Here is a 19,279-nt window from a genome sequence, read left to right on the forward strand (position 1 = left end):
TTCACCCGTCCGGCCGTGAGCCCCGCTGCCCGCGGGCCGCGGCCGTAAGGCGTCTCACCAGGCAGACGAATTTCCATACCGTCTGCCCAAATTGACCCCCCAGGTCTACTCTGGATCCGTGCCGGAGGACGTGGGGGGCACGCCGTTCCCTGACGGCTGGGAGCCCGACGACGACCACGACCGCGGGGTGTCGGACGAAGAGTTCGCCTCCGTGGTCTTCGACGAGGCCTTCGTACGGGCGGCCACGGTCCACGAGCCGACCGCCGTGGAACGCCTCCTCGCCGCCGCCCAGGCCAGAGCCGAGGCCTCCGAGGCGGAAGCCCGCCGCGCCCACGCCCGAGGCGAGCGCTACGACGACGGCTACGGCCCCGACGGCCCCGGATTCGGCCAAGATCACGACGATGACGAGCTGGACGACGCCTCCCTCCTCGGCGACCGCCACGGCGCCTTCGGCCCCTACGGCAAGCAGGTCCGCTGGCACCGGCCCGTGGCCTGGGTCCTCGCCGTCGTGATGGGCGTCGGCATGGTCGCCCTGGCCTTCGCCGCCGTCTACCGGGGAGGCTCCTCGGGCACCCGCGACCGGGTACCCGCCCCCGCCTCGACCGGCCTCGAACAGGGTGGCGCCACCGCTCCCCAGGGCCCCGCCGACCCCTCCCGGCCGGTCGTCCCGGCCGTCCCGCCCGCCCCCTGAAAAGCCCCGCCCGAACCTGGTGAGAACCTGTCAGAAGTTGTCGTGCGGCGGGGCGTTTACCCGAGCCTCACGAGACCTACCCTGAAAGTATGGGCGGGCCTGGAGACCCACCGGAGGGGACACCCGAGGGCGGCCCCGGCGGTGCGGAGGACGAATACCGATCCGTCGTCTTCGACGAGTCGTTCGTCCGTGCTGCCCGCCTCCAGGAGTTCTCCGCCAAGGAGCGGATGGCCGACCACGCGCCCGCCGTCCGCCGCCGCCCGCCCCTGCACCGCGGGCTCACCCGGCAGGCCCTGATTCTCGTCGTGCTGATCGCCGTCGCCTTCGGCACCGCGATCTACATGGGCGTGCGCCACCCCTACAGCTCCCCGCCGACCCGCCGGCCCGCGGAGTCCCTGCGGATGACGGTCATCCCGCTCGCCCCGCAGGGCAAGGTGCCCGGCGCCGCCGACGCCGAGAGCCTGTACGCGCGCAGCCCCGCCGCCCCCTTCGAGATCGGCGCCGAGGGGATACCCCTGCCGGCCTCGCGCAGCACCGCCCACTTCTCCGACAGCCAGGTGGTGATCGCCCTCACCACCGTCAAGGACTACATCGTCCGCTCCTCGCTCTACCCCGAGGTGCTCACCGGCCGCGAGGTGCGTCCCGCCCGGGCCCTGGTCGACTCCGCGCAGCTCGACCAGTTCGACCAGAGCTTCGACCACCCGGCGGCGGACGGCCGGCACGCGCCCACGGGCTGGGTGGTCCGCATCGACCCCGCCCGGGCCCAGCTGGCCGACGACAGGATCCGCGTCTCCGGCAGCCTGCAGGCCACCGAGGCCGACTCGGCGACGCTGGAGGTCACCGCCGACCACACCTTCGTCTACGCCCTGCGCCCCACCGGCGCCACCTCCGGCGCCCCCGCCTCGCTCTTCACGGTCCGCCGCGCGGTCACCTTCCACGTCGACCGTGACGACCTGCGCACCCACCAGGTCCAGCTGATCACCTCCTCCGTGCAGGCAGGCCCTCTCGCCTGCGCCGAGGACTCCTCCGCCTACCTCCGCCCCCTCCTGGCCGGCCAGACGGCCAAATCAGGCGGCCCCGCGGGTACCAACCCCTTCGAGACGGACAGCGCCCCGGCCCTCTGCGGAACGCTCGCCACCGGGGCTCAGCCGAAGGTCTGAGCGGCACCGCGGGCTTCTCCCGGCGCCGGGCGCTGCCGCGGGGAGCCCCGTACCGAGTGGCAGCGCAGGGCGGGAGCGCTGGGCGGTGTGGGACAGCGAGCCGCGTCTGGGGCGGGACCCTGCGGTGCTCAGCCGTAGCCCGTTGCTCCGAGCCCATGGTCCCGAGCCCGTCGGTCCGGGCTCGGGGCTGTTCCTCGCCTACGCCTCGTCCCCGCCCGGGGTGTCCTCCTTGGCCGGCGGCGGGGTGCGGAAGCCGTCGAAGCCCCGGCGGACCCGGCCGCCCAGGTCGCCCGCGCCGCCCGCGAGGTCCGTGACCAGCTTCATCAGCGGGTCCTTGGAACCCTTCACATCGCTCGCGTAGCTGGCCGCCGACTCGCGGAAGGTGTCGCTGACGGAGGTGTCCTTGTCCTCGCTGCGCCGCGGGTAGTGGCCGTCCATGATCCGCTGGTAGTCACGGGACTCGGCCCACTTCTTCAGCTCGGCGGCCCGCACGGTGGTGAACGGGTGCGAGCGGGGCAGCACGTTCAGGATCTTGAGCACGGAGTCGCGCAGATCGCCCCCGGACTCGTACTCCTCGGCCTGCTCCAGGAACGCGTCCACGTTCATCTCGTGCAGATGGTTGCCGCCCGCGATCTTCATAAGGCCCCGCATCGCGGCCCGGACGTCCTGGCCGACCAGCAGGCCCGCCCGGTCGGCGGACAGCTCCGACTTGCGGAACCACTCCCGCAGCGCCGTGATGATCGCCATGACCGCGAGGTTGCCCAGCGGGATCCAGGCGACCTTCAGCGCGAGGTTCGTCAGGAACAGCAGGATGGTCCGGTAGACCGCGTGCCCGGACAGCGCGTGCCCCACCTCGTGCCCGACGACCGCCCGCATCTCCTCCTCGTCGAGCAGCTCCACCAGCCCCGTGCTGACCACGATGATCGGCTCGTCCAGGCCGATGCACATCGCGTTCGGCTGCGGATCCTGCGTGACGTACATCGGCGGGACCTTCTCCAGGTCCAGGATGTAACAGGCGTCCAGCAGCATGTCGTGCAGGTGCGCGAACTGCCGCTCGGAGACCCGCACCGAGTCCGACAGGAACAGCAGTCTGAGACTCCGCTCCGGCAGGAGGCCGCTGAGCGCCTTGAAGACCGTGTCGAACCCGCTCAGCTTGCGCAGCGCGACCAGTGCCGAGCGGTCGGCCGGGTGCTCGTACGCGCGGGTGGAGATCCCGGGGAAGCGCCTGCGCTGCCTGCTCGGCACCCGCTCGTGCCCCGTGCCCTGCCGGCCGTCGTCGGACATGTCTTCCCCCATGTGCGTGTGAGTGCCACTGTGCCCCGAGGCGAGGCCCAGCGTAGGCGGAGATACCGTGGACGGGCAGTACACCCGAAGGAGTCCACGTCATGGAGCACCACCCCGCAGCCGCATGGCTGACCGAGGCCGCCGCGAGCGCCGTCCAGCAGCACGGGGCGGGAAACCTGCTCCGTGTCGTGCTGATCGTGATGTTCCTCGGCTGTGTACTGACCGCGTGGTTCCTGCTGCGCGGCTACAAGCGGAAAGACGACTGACGAGCGGGGAAAGTTCCCCGCCGCCGCGCCGCCGACGATCTCCGCGGCGGCCGGGCCGCCGGCCCGCTCCGTCCCCAACGGCGGAGTCGGCGTGATCGCCGCACGGCCGCCCGCTTACGATGAGCCGACATCTTTATTCCGCCCACACGCGATAGGTCCTGCCGAAGATGAGCTTCCACAGCGCCGCAGCCCAGTTGGTCACCCTTGCCGCCGAGGGCGGGGAGCACGGCGGAAACCACAACAGCCTGAACCCGGCCGTCACCGGCGGCGGCGCCCTGGTCATCCTGCTCCTGCTGCTGTGGATCACCACGCGCTTCAACCGCGACCGCTGAGCGGGGACCCCGTCCCCGGCCGGACGTCCGAGACCGGGCCGGTAGGGTCTGCACGCATGGGAGAGCAGGACATGCCTACCGGTCCGGCGCACGAGACGGCCGACGACACGGTGAAGCACCCGCAGTACGGACCGGGCAACGGCCCCGCCCACACGGGCAAGCGGCGCCTGGGCGTCATGGGCGGGACGTTCGACCCGATCCACCACGGGCACCTCGTGGCGGCCAGCGAGGTCGCCGCGCAGTTCCAGCTGGACGAGGTGGTGTTCGTTCCCACCGGCCAGCCGTGGCAGAAGACCCACCGCAAGGTCTCCCCGGCCGAGGACCGCTACCTGATGACGGTCATCGCGACAGCCGAGAACCCGCAGTTCTCCGTCAGCCGCATCGACATCGACCGCGGCGGCCCCACCTACACCGTGGACACCCTGCGCGACCTGCGTGCCCTCAACCCGGACACCGACCTCTTCTTCATCACCGGCGCCGACGCCCTCGCCCAACTGCTGACCTGGCGCGACTCGGAGGAGCTTTTCTCCCTCGCGCACTTCATCGGCGTCACCCGCCCCGGCCACCACCTGACCAACCCCGGTCTGCCGGAAGGCGGCGTCTCGCTCGTGGAGGTGCCCGCGCTCGCCATCTCCTCCACAGACTGCCGTGCGAGAGTCGCCAAGGGGGACCCCATCTGGTACATGGTGCCGGACGGAGTCGTGCGCTACATCGACAAGCGCGAGCTGTACCGCGGCGAGTGAGCCGAGAGGGGCACCGGTGAACGACCGATACGACGCGGGTGACGCAGGCTACGGCGCCGGCCCGTACGAAGTCGTCGGCTACGACGAGTACGGGCGGCCCGTGTACCGGCAGGTTCCGGCACAGCAGGCTCCCCAGGCCCAGCAGGCCACCTACGACCCGTACGCCCAGCAGCAGGGCTACGGCTACGACCCCTACGCCACCGGCCGGCAGCAGCCGGCCCCCTCCTACGGCTCCGGCCAGCAACAGCCCGCCTACGACCCGTACGGTTCGCAGGCCCCGTACGACCCGTATGCCACCGGCACCCAGGACGCCACGGGCTACGACCCCTACGGGCAGGCGGCGAGCAGCGGACAGCAGCCCCGGGTCGCCGAGCAGACCGCCTACATCCCGCAGCAGGCCGGCCCGCCCGAGGACACGCGGACCCAACAGGACACCGAGCCGGCGTCGGACGGACCGGACTACCGCACCGAGCAGTTCGCCTTCGTCGAGGAGCCGGACGGCGACTCCGAGGACGTCATCGACTGGCTGAAGTTCACCGAGAACCGCACCGAGCGCCGCGAGGAGGCCCGCCGCCGCGCCCGCAGCCGGATCATCGCCCTTGTCGTCGTGATGGCCCTCGTCGCGGTCGGCGGTGTCGGCTACCTCTGGTTCGCCGGAAAACTGCCCGGCCTGTCCTCCTCCGACGGCAAGGCCGGCAGCGCCACACCCGTCGCCGCCCAGAAACGCGACGTGCTCGTCGTCCACCTGCACAACACCGCCAAGGGCGGAACCTCCACGGCGCTGCTGGTCGACAACACCACCACCAAGCAGGGCACCACGGTCCTGCTGCCCAACTCCCTCGCGCTGACCGACGACGACGGCTCCACCACGACCCTCGCCAAGTCCGTGGACGACGACGGCACCTCCGGCACCCGCGACCAGCTCGACACGGTCCTCGGCACCAGCATCCAGGGCACCTGGCGCCTCGACACGCCCTACCTGCAGAACCTCGTCGAACTCGTCGGCAACATCGAGATCGACACCAACACGGACGTGCCCGACCCGGACGCCAAGAAGAAGGGCGCCTCGCCGCTCGTCCACAAGGGCCGGCACCAGACCCTCAGCGGCAAGATGGCCGTCGCCTACGCCACCTACCGCGCCGCCGGCGAGTCCCAGAACGCCCAGCTGGAGCGGTTCGGCCAGGTCATGCAGGGCGTGCTGCGCAAGCTGTCCTCCGACCCGTCGTCCGCCACCACCACCGTGCAGACCTTGGCGCAGATCCTCGACCCGCCGCTGACCGACAAGGACCTCGGAGCCTTCCTCGCCAAGCTCGCCGACCTCGCCAAGAGCGGCGACTACAAGACCGCCCTGCTGCCCGTGCAGACCGACGGCACGCTCAGCGCGCAGACCAGCGGCAGCGTGGTGAAGGACATCCTCGGCGGCACCGCCAAGAGCCCCGCCGCCGGCTCCGCGGTCCGCGTCTCCGTGCAGAACGCCACCGGGGTGAAGGACGACACCGAGAAGGCCCGCGTCGTGCTTCTCAACGGCGGCTTCACCTTCCTGGAGGGCGGCAGCGCCTCCGGCTCCGAGGCCACCTCGAAGGTGCTCTACGCGGACACCGCCGACAAGGCGAACGCCACCGAGGTCGCCAAGACCCTCGGCCTGCCCGCCGGCTCCGTGACCAAGGGCAGCGTGTCCTCCGGTGCCGACGTCTCGGTGATCCTCGGCCGCGACTACGAGCCGTCCTCCTGACCCGGGCCGCCTCCTGCGGGAGCGCGGCCGGGGGCACCCCACGTGCCTGCCGTAATCACGTGGGGTGCGCCGGGCGGTCCGTGAGACCCTTGATGTCAAAAGCCCGCCGACGGAAAGCCACGTAGTGACCGCCACCAACCGTTCCCTTGAGCTCATCAACACCGCCGCCCAGGCAGCGGCCGACAAGCTCGCCCACGACGTCATCGCCTACGACGTGAGCGACGTGCTGTCGATCACGGACGCCTTCCTGCTGGCCTCCGCGCCGAACGACCGCCAGGTCAAGGCCATCGTCGACGAGATCGAGGAGCGCCTGCAGAAGGAACTCGGCGCCAAGCCGGTCCGCCGCGAGGGCGACCGCGAGTCCCGCTGGATCCTGCTCGACTACGTCGACATCGTCGTGCACGTCCAGCACAGCGAGGAGCGGGTCTTCTACGCCCTGGAGCGGCTGTGGAAGGACTGCCCCGAGCTCGAGCTGCCCGCCGACGCCAAGGCCACCCGCGGCAAGGCCGAGGAGCACGCCAGGGCGCAGGCCGCCGAGGCCGATCAGGAGCCGGGCGGGGAGTGGGGATGAGCACCACCGGCGAGGTGACCGACCGCAAGGGCCGGGGCCGCCGCATCATCCTCTGGCGGCACGGCCAGACCTCGTGGAACGTGGAGCGCCGCTTTCAGGGCACCACGGACGTCGAGCTGACCGAGACGGGCCTGGGCCAGGCCCGCCGCGCCGCGCGGCTGCTCGCCTCCCTGCAGCCCGACGCGATCATCTCCTCGGACCTCCAGCGGGCCGCGCACACGGCTGCCGAGCTGGCCGCCCTCACCGGGCTCGACGTCACCCGCGACGAGGGCCTGCGGGAGACCTACGCGGGCGTCTGGCAGGGGCTGACGCACGAGGAGATCATCGCCCGCTTCGGCGAGGAGTACGCCGCCTGGAAGCGCGGCGAGGCGGTCCGCCGCGGCGGCGGCGAACTGGAGACCGAGGTCGCCGACCGCGCCGCCCCCGTCGTGCTGCGGCACGTCGAGAAGCTGCCTGACGACGGCACGCTCGTCGTCGTCAGTCATGGCGGCACCATCCGCACCACCATCGGCCGCCTCCTCGGCCTGGAAGCCCGGCACTGGGAGAGCCTCGGCGGCCTCTCCAACTGCTGCTGGTCCGTGCTCGGCGAGGGCGCCCGCGGCTGGCGCCTGCTGGAGCACAACGCGGGCACCCTCCCGGAGCCCGTCCTCGGCGACGACGACTGACCGTCCCGCGGCCCCCCGACCCCGGATTTCACTTTCCGGCAGGTCACAGGCTAAAGTTCTTCTTGTTCGCCCCGCCGAGCGGGAAGAACGCAAGGGGCTATAGCTCAGTTGGTAGAGCGCCTGCATGGCATGCAGGAGGTCAGGAGTTCAATTCTCCTTAGCTCCACTGGTCGACACTCTGTTGAGTTGTCAAGGATCGGTGATGAGGATCCCGCCCCCGCAGGGGGGCGGGATTTTCTGCGTTCACAGCCGCTCTCTGCGCTCCCGCAGCAGCGCGATCTTCGCCCGCGCGTCCTCGTCCTCCGGCCTGTAGACCACGATCCGGCACTCGGGCATCCCGTCGATGGACAGCGACTGCGAGGTCATCCGCATCTCGCCCACCGCCGCGTGCCGGAACGTCTTCACCCGCGGTCCCGGAGGCGCCACCTCACCGCTCGCCCACAGCTCCGCGAACCAGGGGCTCGCCGCGGACAGCCCGCGTATGTACTCCTCCCAGGCCGGCTCGCCCACGTGTCTGCCGTAGGACGACCGCAGGGTCGCCACCATCAGCGGCAGCTCCGTCTCCCGGTGCACCAGCGGGCAGGTCCCCTCCGGCAGCGTGAGGAGCGTCCACAGCACGTTCGGCACGCCGATCCCGAGGGTCTCGGGCACCAGGAACAGGTCCCGGTAGGCCGCGTTGGTGGCCAGGACGTCGTACCGCGAGTTGTAGACCACCGCCAGCATCGGGTCGAGGGCGTCGATGATGCCCTGCACCTCGGGGCTGATCTGCCGGATCAGGCCCTCGGGATCCGGCTGGAACGGCACCTCCGCCAGCCGGTACAGATGCTCCCGCTCGGGCGGGTCCAGCCGCAGCGTGCGCGCGACCGCGTCCAGCACCTGCGCCGAGGCGTTGATCGGCCGACCCTGCTCCAGCCACGTGTACCAGGTCACACCCACCCCCGAGAGCTGCGCCACCTCCTCCCGGCGCAGGCCCGGCGTGCGCCGCCGAAAGCCCGGCGGCATCCCCACGTCGGCCGGTGTGACCCGTGCCCGCCTCGTGCGCAGAAAGGCGGCCAGCTCCGGCCTGCGCCGCTGTGTCCTCGTCCCCATTCGTCACGCCCCCGTCGTCCCCGTACTCATCGTCGGCACCCGGACCGGCCCCTGCCAGGTGCTGGCAGTACCAGCATCGGCGGGCACTCGGCACCGGTACCGGTGCGTCGTCACGCTCGACGCCATGACGACGACATCCCGGACCGGTCCGGGCACCGAGCCCGTTCCTCACCCTGCGATCAGTGAACCATCCGCCACTGACAGTGACGCCTCGACCGTCGAACGAGCCGAACCATCCGTCACGGGCAGTGAAGCACCCGCCACTGACAATCGACCCCGGCTGCTGCTCGGTGTGCTGCTCGCCGCCCTGTTCATGGCGGCGCTCGACGTCTTCATCGTGAACGTCGCGGCACCCACGATCGGTTCCGACCTGCACGCCTCGGGCGCCGACCTGCAACTGGTGATCGCCGGCTACACCATCACCTACTCCGTGCTGCTGATCACCGGTGCCCGGCTCGGCGACCGGCTGGGCCACGGCCGGGTCCACCTGGCCGGGCTGGCCCTGTTCACCGCGGCCTCGCTCGCCTGCGGGCTGGCGCAGGGCTCGACCGAGCTGATCGTGTTCCGGCTGGTGCAGGGCGCGGGCTCGGCGCTGATGATCCCGCAGGTGCTCAGCCTCATCCAGCGCACCTTCACCGGAGAGGCCCGGGTGCGGGCGCTCGGCGCCTACTCGGCGGTGCTGGCCGTCGGCGCGGCGGCCGGACAGGTGGCCGGTGGTGTGCTGGTCAGCGCCGACCTGTTCGGCACCGGCTGGCGACCGGTCTTCCTGGTCAACGTGCCGGTCGGCGCCCTGCTGCTCGTACTGGGCCGGCGGGTCCTGCCGCTGGGCGGTGCGGGCGGCCGGGAGCGGGCCCGGGCGCTCGACCTGCCCGGACTGGTGCTGCTCGGCGCCGCCGTGTCGCTGCTGACCGTGCCGCTGGTGCTCGGCCAGGAGGAGGACTGGCCGCTGTGGTCCTGGCTGTCGCTGGCGGCGGCCGCGGTGCTGTTCGCCCTGTTCTGCGGCTACGAGTCCCGGCTGGCCCGGCGTGGTGGCGCCCCGCTCATCACGCCCCGCGTGCTGCGGCAGCCCGGCATCGGCCGGGCCGTCTTCCGGATCCTCTCCGTGATGTCGGTCAACGCCGGCTTCCTCTTCGCGCTGACCCTGCACGTCCAGGGCGGCCTCGGCTACAGCGCCCTGCGGGCCGGGCTGAGCTTCGCGCCGACCGCGGCCGTCTTCGGCGCCGTCAGCCTCACCTGGCGCAGGTGGCCGGCCGCCTGGCAGCGGGCGCTCGCACCGGCCGGATTCGCGCTCACCGCGGTGTCGGTCGCCGTCGTCGGGCTGGCCTTCCACGACGGCGGCGACGGGGGAGCGGTTCTGTACGCGGGGTACGCGGGCACGGGTGCCGGGCTGGCGCTGGCCTTCAGCCCGACGCTCACCGGCGCCCTGGCGACCGTACGGCCCGAGGACGCGGCGGACGCCAGCGGCCTGCTGGCGACGGTCGCGCAACTCGGTCAGCTGATCGGCGTGGCGGCCTTCGGCACACTGTTCCTGAACCGGCTTGAGTCGTTCGGCGTCCTGCACGCGTATACGTCCGCGGAGGCGTTCTCGGTAAGCGCCTGGGCGCTGGCCGGAACCGCTGCGATGGGTGCTGTGTCCGGACTGGTAGTGAGGCGTCGCTGACCGTATTGGTCCGGCCGTGGCAGAATCAAACGGCCGGAAGGGGGCGCGGCCCGACGGGAGGGAGTAAGCGATGCCTGCGAGCATCCTCGAGGAGGTCGGCCACCTCCTCGGTGCGGCGTTGACACGGGGTACGACCACCCGGCTCAGCTGCCCTTCCTGCGGTTCCGCGCACGTGGCGCAAGTCCTCGGCGACAACGGCGGAATCTCCTACGTGTGCACGGCCTGCGGCCACAGCTGGAGCTGATCGATGGGTGCACACAGGCGAAAGTGCGACTGGTGCGGGAGCGGTACACCGATCGTCCGTGACATGGAGCCGATCAATCCCGATTACCAGTACTGGTGCGAGGAGTGCGCGCGGGCGCTGATCATAAAAGGCGACCCGATCGAGACGTACCGGGAGCTGGAGGGCGAGCCGATCTACGGCCGCCTCCTGGAGGAGCACTGCACGCTCAAGAGGTTCTACCAGTTCGTCACGGCGTGACGCGGACCTCGCCGTCGGTCCTCGGCAACGATGTCCGGGCCAGCGCGAGGAAGAGCGCACCGGCCCCTCCGTAGACGGCCGAGAGCGCCAATGCCGCTCCGGTGAGGTGCAGTTCGGGCCGATCAGGGCCGTGCGGCACCCACCACGGGGCGTACGAGCAGAAGACCAGCAGGGTGCCCACGGCCGCCGCCCGGTGCGCGCGCGTCCACAGCAGCAGCACCAGCGGCACGCACCACACCCAGTGGTGGGTCCACGACACCGGGCTGATCAGCAGGGCGGTGACCGCGCACGCGCACACCGACCAGGCCCGCCGCCCCCGCAACTCCGCCCGCACGGCCACGGCGAGCCCCAGGACGGCCACCACGGCCGCGGAGACCGCCCAGAGGGCTCCCGGGTCGGGCGTGTGCAGAAAGCGGGCCAGAGCGCCGCGCAGGGCCTGGTTGGCGGTCTCCTCGGCGTAACCGGCCCGGTCCGCGCGGAACACCATGTCCGTCCAGAACCGCCACGAGTCGTACGGCAGCACGGCCGCCGCCAGCAGCGTCGCCCCCGCGAACGCGACGGCCGCCCCGCGCGCGTGGCGCAGCCACGGCTCGCCGTGCCCGCTTCTCAGGCGGGCGGTGAGGCCCGTGGCGAGCAGCAACACCGGGAACATCGCGGGCGTCAGCTTGACCGCCGCGGCCAGCCCGAGGCCGACTCCCGTCCAGCGGTCGTACCCGCCGGCGGGGCGGCGGGTCAGGTCCCACAGCACCAGAACGGCCAGCAGCAGGTTGATCTGGCCGTAGCGCACGGTCGTCCACACCGGCTCGCACCACACGGCCGACGCCGCGACCCACCAGGCGGTCTGCCCGCGCGCGTGGCCGACGAGTCTCAGCGACAGCCGTACGAACCCGACCAGCAGCGCAAGGTTCCCGGCCGTCGCCAGCGCGCGCAGGAGGGCGCTGTCCAGCAGGGGCAGCGGGGTGAACAGCAGGGCGGCGAACGGCGGGTAGGTGGTGGGCAGGTGCGCGGCGGTCGCGCGCAGCGCGTACAGGTCGCCGCCGGCGCGCACGGCGGCCCCCTCCGCCCGGTAGACCATCAGGTCGACCATCGACACGTGCGCGGCCCGCTGAGCGGCCCAGAACGCCGTGAACGACAGCAGGCACGCCCCCAGGGCGACCGGCATCCGGCGGCAGGCGGCGGGGAACGCGATCATGGGCACGAAAGCCGACATTAGCGCCCTAATCGGTGCAGAGGGAAAACCGATTTGGTGCTGCCCAGGAGGCCCTGTAATGTTTACGTCGTCGCCGGGGGAACCCGGGGAGACAACAAGGGGCTATAGCTCAGTTGGTAGAGCGCCTGCATGGCATGCAGGAGGTCAGGAGTTCAATTCTCCTTAGCTCCACAGAGATCGAAGGCGGATCATCCCACGGATGGTCCGCCTTCGGCGTGTTGCGGGACACGGGACGCCGAAGAAACGCCTGACATGCGCGCGTGAGCGGAACGGCGGGTCACCCGAACCGGGTGACCCGCCGTTCCCGTGCCTTCAGCGGCCCAGGGCCCGCCGGCCGCGGCCCTGGGAGAGGACCGGCAGGTTGCGCGACGGTGCCTGCCCGCGCGTGTCCTCCTCCAGGCGCAGGGCGAGCGCCGGGCAGCGGCGCACCGCGCGCAGGGCCTTCGCCTCCGCGTACCGCGGCACCTGCGCCTGGGCGACGGTCGGGAAGCCGTCGGCGCCGAGTTCGAACACCTCCGGCAGGATGTCCGCGCACAGCCCGTGGCCCCGGCACAGCGTCCAGTCGACGTAGATCTTCTGGCGGCTGGCGCCGCTCTCCTCGGGCTCTCCGCCGCCCGGGACGCCCGTGGGGGCCCTGCCCCCCTCGAAGAGCGGCAGAACGCCCTCCACAGGCCGTCCGCAGCCGTTCCCGAGCACGTGCGCGGCCAGGTCGTCGGTGAACGCCTTGATGGTCGACTCCAGGAACATCGCCGAGCCGTCCGGGTGTGAACACGCCCCGCGCCGCTTCACGTTCTTCGCGACCTGCTTCAGCGCCTCCAGGGCGGCCGGTCCGCCGCCGTTGAGGATGTCCTCCAAGCCGCGCGCGGCGGCGGGCAGGCCGAGGTAGCAGGGCCCGCACTGGCCGGCGCTCTCCTCGGCCAGCCACTGCGCGACCCGCAGCGACTCGCCGAGCGGGCACGTCTCCTGGCTGATCGGCAGGATCGCGCCCGCGCCCAGCGAACCGCCCACCGCGTCCAGCGAGTTGCGGGAGACGATCGCCTCGTTGACGGTCGCCGCGTCGATCCACTTGCCGTGGTAGCCGCCGGTCAGCACGCCCTGCGGCACCGGCGGGGCGCCCGCCAGCTGCAGCACGTAGCGCAGCGGCACACCCGTGGGTACCTCGATCACCATCGGGCGGGCGACCGCTCCGGACACGGTGAGCATCACGGTGCCCGGTTCGTCGTACAGGCCGGTGTTGCCGTAGCGCTCCGGGCCGATGCGGGCGGCGATGGCCAGCTGCGCGAACGTCTCGGCGTTCGACAGCAGCGTGGGCGCGCCGCCGACACCGCTCTGCGAGGCGCTGATCTTGCGGCCGGGCGGGATGGCCGGGCCGCCGTCGACGGAGCGGATCAGCGAGGCGGCGGCGCCGGTGACCATGCGCACCGGATTGCGCTGCACCCACGCGCGCAGCGCCGACCTACGGCTGTTGCTCAGGCCTCGCTCGGCGAGCGCGGCCTCCATGGAGCGCTGGGTGGACTCCCGGGTGACGCCGATGACGAGGGTGCGCGCGCCGAGCGCCTCGGCACACAGCAGCGCGCCGTCCAGGATGAGGTGCGGGGCACGGTTGATCAGCACCGTGTCCTTGCGGCAGGCGGGTTCGTCCTCGCTGCCGTTGACCACGACGACCGGCCGCACCCCGCGCTTGATCGCCGACTCGGCGACCGAGCGCAGCTTCTTGTGGAAGGGGAAGCCGGCGCCGCCGCGGCCCCTGAGGTTGATGCGTTCGGCGAGCTGGGCGAGCTGTTCGCCGCCCAACGGGTCGAGCGGCCCGTGCACCTTCAGGTGCATGGGCAGATCGAGCCGCTCCACAAGGTCGAAGCCCGACGTGAGCTGGGGAAGTCCGACCACGCGGACTTCGGGGACGTCGGGCAGGGCCTCGTTCACTTAAAGCCTCCGGAAGGCGTGTTCCAAGGTTCGCCCGAACCCGGTGCCTCGTAGGAGGAGCCGGGCAGCGTTTCGGTGGCGGGACCGCTGTTGAACGTGTCACTCGGGTTGTACGTGCCGTAGAGGCCGTTTGTCTCACCGGTGTCGTACACGTCACTTCCGCCGTATCCGGCGGCGCCCGGATTGCCGTAGACCGGGATGGTGTATCCGGTGTCCTGGAGGGGGTCGTACGCGGACGGCGGGGCCTCGCCGACCGGCGGCGGGGACGGGATCGGCCAGCTGCCCGAGGTGCTGGAGGGGCCGTCCACGCGCGGGATGGCCTCGGTGGCCCGCAGGTCCATGGGCAGATCCATGCGGGCGGTCTGGTCGGCCGTGAAGGGCTGCTGCGGGCGGCCCGGCGTGGAGACCGCGCGGTAGGCCGCCGCGAAGCCGTAGGCGGGCTCGGCGGCCGGGGCGGCCGGGGTCTGGTAGAGCGGGGCGGCCCCCGTGTCCGCCGGAGCCTGCCGCGGCTCCCGCCGGCTCTCGAAGCCGGGCAGCGCCGACTCGGCCATCCGGGAGCGGCTCGCGTCCAGATCGTCCAGTCCGGGCCGCTCCGAGCTGCCGAACAGGGCCACCAGGCGGTCGGCGACCCTGCGCTTGACCGGGCGCGGCGCGGCGCGCAGCGCGAGGGCGCCCATCACGCCGAGCAGGGACAGGCTGTAGAGGATCACGAAGATCGGCTTGGCAGAGCGACCCGCGTAGAGTCCGTGGATCAGCGCGGCGCACCAGGCCGGGTAGGCCAGCATGTGCATGGCCCGCCAGCGGGCGGCGACCGGGGCCGGGGTGGCGAAATTGCTGCGCAGGGCGCCGGTGATGCCGACGAAGATCATCAGCAGCCCAGCGAGCGAGCCCAGCCCGATCAGGCCGGCGATGCCGGAGACGCCGAGCGAGAACGGAATGATCGCGGCGATCAGCCCGGTGTGACCGAGCGCGATCTTGGTGGTGATGTGCAGCAACAGGAACGCGATCGAGGCGACCGCGGTCGTCCGGTGCACCGCCTGGCCGATGATCCGCTGCCGCGTGTTCAGGAAGATCCGGTCCTGTGCGAACAGGCCCCAGATCACCGAGCAGCTGAGCGAGACGAGGGACAGCACGCCCGCGCCGAAGTTCAGGAAGTCGCGGAACTGGCTGCCTCCGACCAGCACGGCCACGGGTATGAGCAGCAGGATGACAGCGGACGCCACCCCGTAGGCCGAGCGGCCGGGTTTGGGGAGCGAGCTGGTACTACGACGAGGGTTCATGGGGGCAACTCCGAGCAGTTTCGGGAAAGCGGTCCCGCTGCCGCACTCTAAGTGGAGCCATACCGATCAGTACGGGGTTTGAGTTATTGCGTTGTTATCAACGGACAATGCGACGGGGGGCGGTGTCCCATAGGGGACGGTACGCGAAGTAGTTGCTGACCTTTGTTCAGTTCCGGGCGGGCTTCGTGACATGTCCATCAGGGATACGGAAGCGCGTCGCCGCTTGCTCAAGGGCTGCGGTACCCTAGCGCCATGCGTGCCGTACGCCTTCTGCTTAGCGGGCCGCGCTGATCAGTACCGACCCCGGTCCAGCCGTGAGGTCGGCATCGGCGCGGCGTCCCCTCCTGTGTGAGGGGTTTTTTCGTTTCTTTGGATGTCGCAGCCGCAGGCAGAGACGATCGATGGAGCTTTGAGGATCATGAGCGAGACGAACCCCGCTGCCACCGCCGCCACGTCGGCGGAGGCCGCGCCGCACCGCTACACGGCCGCCATGGCAGCCGAGATCGAGGCACGCTGGCAGGACTTCTGGGACGCCGACGGCACCTACGCGGCGCCGAACCCCAAGGGTGACCTGGAGGGCGACCCCGAGCTGGTCGCCAAGCCCAAGAAGTTCATCATGGACATGTTCCCCTATCCCTCGGGCGCGGGCCTGCACGTCGGCCACCCGCTGGGCTACATCGCCACCGACGTCTACGCCCGGTTCCAGCGCATGACCGGCCACAACGTCCTGCACACCCTGGGCTTCGACGCCTTCGGCCTGCCCGCCGAGCAGTACGCCGTGCAGACCGGCACGCACCCGCGCGTGTCCACCGAGGCCAACATCGAGAACATGAAGGCCCAGCTGCGCCGGCTGGGCCTGGGCCACGACAAGCGCCGGTCGTTCGCCACGATCGACCCGGAGTACTACAAGTGGACCCAGTGGATCTTCCTGCAGATCTTCAACTCCTGGTACGACGAGGAGGCGCGCAAGGCCCGCCCGATCTCCGAGCTGATCGCCCGGTTCGAGTCCGGTGAGCGCGCGATTCCGGGCTCCACGCGCGCGTGGAACGAGCTGACCGCCGCCGAGCGCGCCGACATCCTGGGCGAGTACCGCCTGGCCTACGCCTCCGACGCGCCCGTCAACTGGTGCCCGGGCCTGGGCACCGTGCTGGCCAACGAGGAGGTCACCGCCGACGGCCGTTCCGAGCGCGGGAACTTCCCGGTCTTCAAGGCCAAGCTGCGCCAGTGGAACATGCGCATCACCGCCTACGCCGACCGGCTGCTGGAGGACCTGGAGGAGCTGGACTGGCCCGAGGCCATCAAGCTGCAGCAGCGCAACTGGATCGGCCGCAGCGAGGGCGCCCGCGTCGACTTCCCGATCGACGGCGAGCGCATCACGGTCTTCACCACCCGCCCCGACACCCTGTTCGGCGCGACCTACATGGTGCTGGCGCCCGAGCACCCGCTGGTCGACAAGTTCACCCCCGAGGCGTGGCCCGAGGGCACGCACCAGGTGTGGACCGGCGGCCACGCCACTCCGGCCGAGGCCGTCGCCGCCTACCGCGCGCAGGCCGCCTCGAAGTCCGATGTCGAGCGCCAGGCCGAGGCCAAGGACAAGACCGGCGTCTTCACCGGCGCCTTCGCGACCAACCCGGTCAACGGTGAGCAGATCCCGGTCTTCATCGCCGACTACGTGCTGATGGGCTACGGCACCGGCGCGATCATGGCCGTCCCGGGTCACGACTCCCGCGACTTCGCCTTCGCGCGCGCCTTCGAGCTGCCGATCCGTTGCGTGGTCGAGCCGACCGACGGCCGCGGCACCGACCCGGCCACCTGGGACGACGCCTTCGTCTCCTACGACGCGAAGATCGTCAACTCCGACAGCGACGACGTCAAGCTGAACGGCCTGGGCGTGGCCGACGCCAAGGCGCGCATCACCGAGTGGCTGGAGCACAAGGGCATCGGCGAGGGCACGGTCAACTTCCGGCTGCGCGACTGGCTGTTCAGCCGCCAGCGCTACTGGGGCGAGCCCTTCCCGATCGTCTACGACGAGGACGGCATCGCCCACGCGCTGCCCGAGTCGATGCTGCCGCTGGAGCTGCCCGAGGTCGAGGACTACAGCCCGCGCACCTTCGACCCGGACGACGCCGACACCCAGCCCGAGACGCCGCTGTCGCGCAACGAGGAATGGGTCAACGTCACCCTGGACCTGGGCGACGGCCCCAAGAAGTACCGCCGCGAGACCAACACCATGCCCAACTGGGCCGGTTCCTGCTGGTACGAGTTCCGGTACCTGGACCCGCACAACGACCAGAAGCTGGTCGACCCGGAGATCGAGCAGTACTGGATGGGCCCGCGCGAGGGCCGGCCGCACGGCGGTGTCGACCTGTACGTCGGCGGTGCCGAGCACGCCGTGCTGCACCTGCTGTACGCGCGCTTCTGGTCCAAGGTCCTGTACGACCTGGGGCACGTCTCCTCCGCGGAGCCGTTCCACAAGCTGTTCAACCAGGGCATGATCCAGGCCTACGTCTACCGCGACAGCCGTGGCATCGCGGTGCCGGCCGCCGAGGTGGAGGAGCGCGACGGCGCCTACTACTACCAGGGCGAGCAGGTCTCCCGACTGCTGGGCAAGATGGGCAAGTCCCTGAAGAACGCGGTGACTCCGGACGAGATCGCCGCCGAGTACGGCGCCGACACGCTGCGCCTGTACGAGATGGCCATGGGCCCGCTGGACGTCTCCCGCCCGTGGGACACGCGCGCGGTGGTCGGCCAGTTCCGGCTGCTGCAGCGGCTGTGGCGCAACATCGTCGACGAGGCCACCGGCGAGGTCACCGTGACCGACGCCGAGCCCGACGAGGAGACCCTGCGCGCCCTGCACAAGGCCATCGACGGCGTGCGCCAGGACCTGGAGGGCCTGCGCTTCAACACCGCCATCGCCAAGGTCACCGAGCTGAACAACCACCTGACCAAGGCCGGCGGCGCGGTGCCGCGGTCCGTGGCCGAGCCGCTGGTGCTGATGGTCGCCCCGCTGGCCCCGCACATCGCCGAGGAGCTGTGGCGCAAGCTGGGCCACACCGACTCGGTCGTCCACCGGGACTTCCCGGTCGCCGACCCGGCCTACGTCGTGGACGAGACCGTGACCTGTGTCGTGCAGATCAAGGGCAAGGTCAAGGCCCGGCTGGAGGTGCCGCCGGCCATCTCCGAGGAGGAGCTGGAGAAGGTCGCGCTGGCCGACGAGAAGGTCGTCGCGGCGCTGGGCGGCGCCGGCATCCGCAAGGTGATCGTGCGGGCGCCGAAGCTGGTCAACATCGTTCCCGCGTAAGAACCGGGTGCTTTCCGCCGGCTCGGGGTAGTCCCCTACGGGCAGGTTCGGGGTTCTTCCGGAACTCCGGGCCTGCCCGCAGCGTTTACCGTGGAGAGCACAGCGGCTCGTGCCGTACCAGCTGGAGGAGGAGCGTCATGGACGTAGTGTTGGCCGTGTTCGCCCTGCTCTTCCTGCTCTTCGTCGGCCTCGGCGCGTACGCCGCGGTCAAGGCCGTCGGCGCCGCCAAGCGCGGCGTGGACCGGACCATCGCGCAGGCCCGCCGCACGGTCGAGGACCACACCCTGCGCGCCAAGTCCTTCGCCCAGATCGGGCCCGCCGGCGAGATCGCCCAGCTGCGGCTCGCACTGCGCACCTCCATGCGCGCCACGCGGGACGCGCTGCACGCGGGCGCGGCCGAGGACGAGTCGCTGAAGGAGACCCTCGGGCTCTTCGAGCGGCTGAGCGCGCACGGACACGAACTGGACGCCGACCTCAAGCGCCTGGAGTCCGAGCCGGACCGGGCCACGCTCGCCGAACGCCTGCCCGAACTGCGCAGCCGCACCGAGCGGATCACCTCATCCGCGGACTCCCTGCGCTGGGCCGTCCACGACCGGGCCCGCCGCTTCGCCGACGACGATCTGGGCACCCTCAGCGCCCAGATCGACATCGAGGCGGGCGCCCTGCGCCACTGGACGCGGACCGAGCCCGGCCAGGCGTCCCCGCAGTGGCCCGACGAGCCCGCCCCCGCCGCGGCCGACCGCCCGGCCACCGGGCAGACCCGGCCCACGGCTGCCGGCTCCCACGCGGCGCAGCCCGCTCCGGACGCGATCGCCCCGCCGTCCTGGCGCCCCACGTCCCCGTGGCAGAAGAAGCCCCGCCCCGAGAGCACTACATGACCGGGCCGTTCCA

18 protein-coding genes and 2 tRNA genes are annotated in these 19,279 nt (G+C 71.4%); 15 read left to right on the plus strand and 5 right to left on the minus strand.

Annotated features, from left to right (window positions below; translation table 11 throughout):
• Positions 1-91 precede the first annotated feature (91 nt).
• Both ACIP4Y_RS02295 and ACIP4Y_RS02300 read left to right on the plus strand, forming a co-directional pair.
• Positions 92-691 (plus strand): hypothetical protein, encoded by a 600-nt coding sequence (locus ACIP4Y_RS02295; protein WP_401386668.1) that lies wholly within the window; start codon positions 92-94, stop codon positions 689-691.
• A gap of 89 nt (positions 692-780) precedes the next feature.
• On the plus strand, positions 781-1,851 hold the full coding sequence (locus tag ACIP4Y_RS02300; protein ID WP_401386671.1) for a hypothetical protein: 1,071 nt from the start codon (positions 781-783) through the stop codon (positions 1,849-1,851).
• 198 nt (positions 1,852-2,049) lie between these two features.
• Here ACIP4Y_RS02300 and ACIP4Y_RS02305 read toward each other — a convergent pair whose 3' ends face one another.
• Positions 2,050-3,135, minus strand: coding sequence for a M48 family metallopeptidase (locus tag ACIP4Y_RS02305; RefSeq protein WP_401386674.1), 1,086 nt, complete (start codon positions 3,133-3,135; stop codon positions 2,050-2,052).
• 101 nt (positions 3,136-3,236) lie between these two features.
• Between ACIP4Y_RS02305 and ACIP4Y_RS02310 the strand changes: the two genes are divergently transcribed.
• The 7 genes from ACIP4Y_RS02310 (at position 3,237) to ACIP4Y_RS02340 (ending at position 7,610) form a co-directional block, all read left to right on the plus strand.
• Positions 3,237-3,401, plus strand: coding sequence for a hypothetical protein (locus ACIP4Y_RS02310; RefSeq protein ID WP_358646865.1), 165 nt, complete (start codon positions 3,237-3,239; stop codon positions 3,399-3,401).
• A gap of 167 nt (positions 3,402-3,568) precedes the next feature.
• On the plus strand, positions 3,569-3,733 hold the full coding sequence (locus ACIP4Y_RS02315; protein WP_030345028.1) for a hypothetical protein: 165 nt from the start codon (positions 3,569-3,571) through the stop codon (positions 3,731-3,733).
• A 56-nt stretch (positions 3,734-3,789) separates the two neighbouring features.
• Positions 3,790-4,476, plus strand: coding sequence for a nicotinate-nucleotide adenylyltransferase (nadD, locus tag ACIP4Y_RS02320; protein WP_358646863.1), 687 nt, complete (start codon positions 3,790-3,792; stop codon positions 4,474-4,476).
• A gap of 16 nt (positions 4,477-4,492) precedes the next feature.
• Positions 4,493-6,208: an LCP family protein gene (locus ACIP4Y_RS02325; protein ID WP_401386679.1), complete on the plus strand. Its 1,716-nt coding sequence runs from the start codon at positions 4,493-4,495 to the stop codon at positions 6,206-6,208.
• Between the two features lie 124 nt (positions 6,209-6,332).
• Positions 6,333-6,779, plus strand: a complete 447-nt coding sequence (gene rsfS, locus ACIP4Y_RS02330; protein ID WP_401386682.1) for a ribosome silencing factor — start codon at positions 6,333-6,335, stop codon at positions 6,777-6,779.
• Positions 6,776-7,444, plus strand: a complete 669-nt coding sequence (locus tag ACIP4Y_RS02335) for a histidine phosphatase family protein (protein ID WP_401386685.1) — start codon at positions 6,776-6,778, stop codon at positions 7,442-7,444. Before rsfS ends, ACIP4Y_RS02335 begins: the two co-directional genes overlap by 4 nt.
• Positions 7,445-7,537: 93 nt before the next feature.
• Positions 7,538-7,610 (plus strand) — tRNA-Ala (locus ACIP4Y_RS02340).
• Positions 7,611-7,687: 77 nt separating this feature from the next.
• Here the strand turns inward: ACIP4Y_RS02340 and ACIP4Y_RS02345 are convergent.
• Positions 7,688-8,533 (minus strand): helix-turn-helix transcriptional regulator, encoded by an 846-nt coding sequence (locus ACIP4Y_RS02345; RefSeq protein WP_401386688.1) that lies wholly within the window; start codon positions 8,531-8,533, stop codon positions 7,688-7,690.
• A 295-nt stretch (positions 8,534-8,828) separates the two neighbouring features.
• Here ACIP4Y_RS02345 and ACIP4Y_RS02350 point away from each other — a divergent pair, with 295 nt between their 5' ends.
• From ACIP4Y_RS02350 to ACIP4Y_RS02360, 3 genes are all read left to right on the plus strand, one after another.
• Positions 8,829-10,193 carry an MFS transporter gene (locus tag ACIP4Y_RS02350; protein ID WP_401388624.1) on the plus strand — a complete coding sequence of 455 codons (1,365 nt, stop codon included), beginning with the start codon at positions 8,829-8,831 and terminating at the stop codon, positions 10,191-10,193.
• A 70-nt stretch (positions 10,194-10,263) separates the two neighbouring features.
• Complete coding sequence (locus tag ACIP4Y_RS02355; protein ID WP_401386691.1) at positions 10,264-10,437, plus strand: hypothetical protein; 174 nt, start codon at positions 10,264-10,266, stop codon at positions 10,435-10,437.
• Positions 10,438-10,440: 3 nt separating this feature from the next.
• Complete coding sequence (locus tag ACIP4Y_RS02360; protein ID WP_030653820.1) at positions 10,441-10,674, plus strand: hypothetical protein; 234 nt, start codon at positions 10,441-10,443, stop codon at positions 10,672-10,674.
• Here the strand turns inward: ACIP4Y_RS02360 and ACIP4Y_RS02365 are convergent.
• Entirely contained in the window at positions 10,664-11,866 is a 1,203-nt protein-coding gene (locus ACIP4Y_RS02365) for a glycosyltransferase 87 family protein (RefSeq protein ID WP_401388627.1), read from the minus strand. The two genes, ACIP4Y_RS02360 and ACIP4Y_RS02365, sit on opposite strands and share 11 nt — an antisense overlap.
• Positions 11,867-11,982: 116 nt before the next feature.
• On the opposite strand from ACIP4Y_RS02365, the gene ACIP4Y_RS02370 reads away from it, so the two are divergent.
• Positions 11,983-12,055, plus strand: a tRNA-Ala gene (locus ACIP4Y_RS02370).
• Between the two features lie 141 nt (positions 12,056-12,196).
• On the opposite strand, the gene ACIP4Y_RS02375 is transcribed toward ACIP4Y_RS02370, so the two are convergent.
• Both ACIP4Y_RS02375 and ACIP4Y_RS02380 read right to left on the minus strand, forming a co-directional pair.
• Entirely contained in the window at positions 12,197-13,807 is a 1,611-nt protein-coding gene (locus tag ACIP4Y_RS02375) for an NADH-ubiquinone oxidoreductase-F iron-sulfur binding region domain-containing protein (RefSeq protein WP_401386695.1), read from the minus strand.
• Complete coding sequence (locus tag ACIP4Y_RS02380) at positions 13,804-15,087, minus strand: cytochrome b/b6 domain-containing protein (protein ID WP_358642178.1); 1,284 nt, start codon at positions 15,085-15,087, stop codon at positions 13,804-13,806. The genes ACIP4Y_RS02375 and ACIP4Y_RS02380 overlap by 4 nt, the downstream gene beginning before the upstream one ends.
• A gap of 418 nt (positions 15,088-15,505) precedes the next feature.
• Between ACIP4Y_RS02380 and leuS the strand changes: the two genes are divergently transcribed.
• Together leuS and ACIP4Y_RS02390 are read left to right on the plus strand one after the other, a co-directional pair.
• On the plus strand, positions 15,506-18,388 hold the full coding sequence (leuS, locus tag ACIP4Y_RS02385) for a leucine--tRNA ligase (RefSeq protein ID WP_401386698.1): 2,883 nt from the start codon (positions 15,506-15,508) through the stop codon (positions 18,386-18,388).
• A gap of 137 nt (positions 18,389-18,525) precedes the next feature.
• Positions 18,526-19,266 (plus strand): hypothetical protein, encoded by a 741-nt coding sequence (locus ACIP4Y_RS02390; RefSeq protein ID WP_401386701.1) that lies wholly within the window; start codon positions 18,526-18,528, stop codon positions 19,264-19,266.
• Positions 19,267-19,279 lie beyond the last annotated feature (13 nt).

The sequence above is a fragment of the Streptomyces sp. NPDC088810 genome (assembly GCF_044750305.1).
GTDB lineage: Bacteria > Actinomycetota > Actinomycetes > Streptomycetales > Streptomycetaceae > Streptomyces.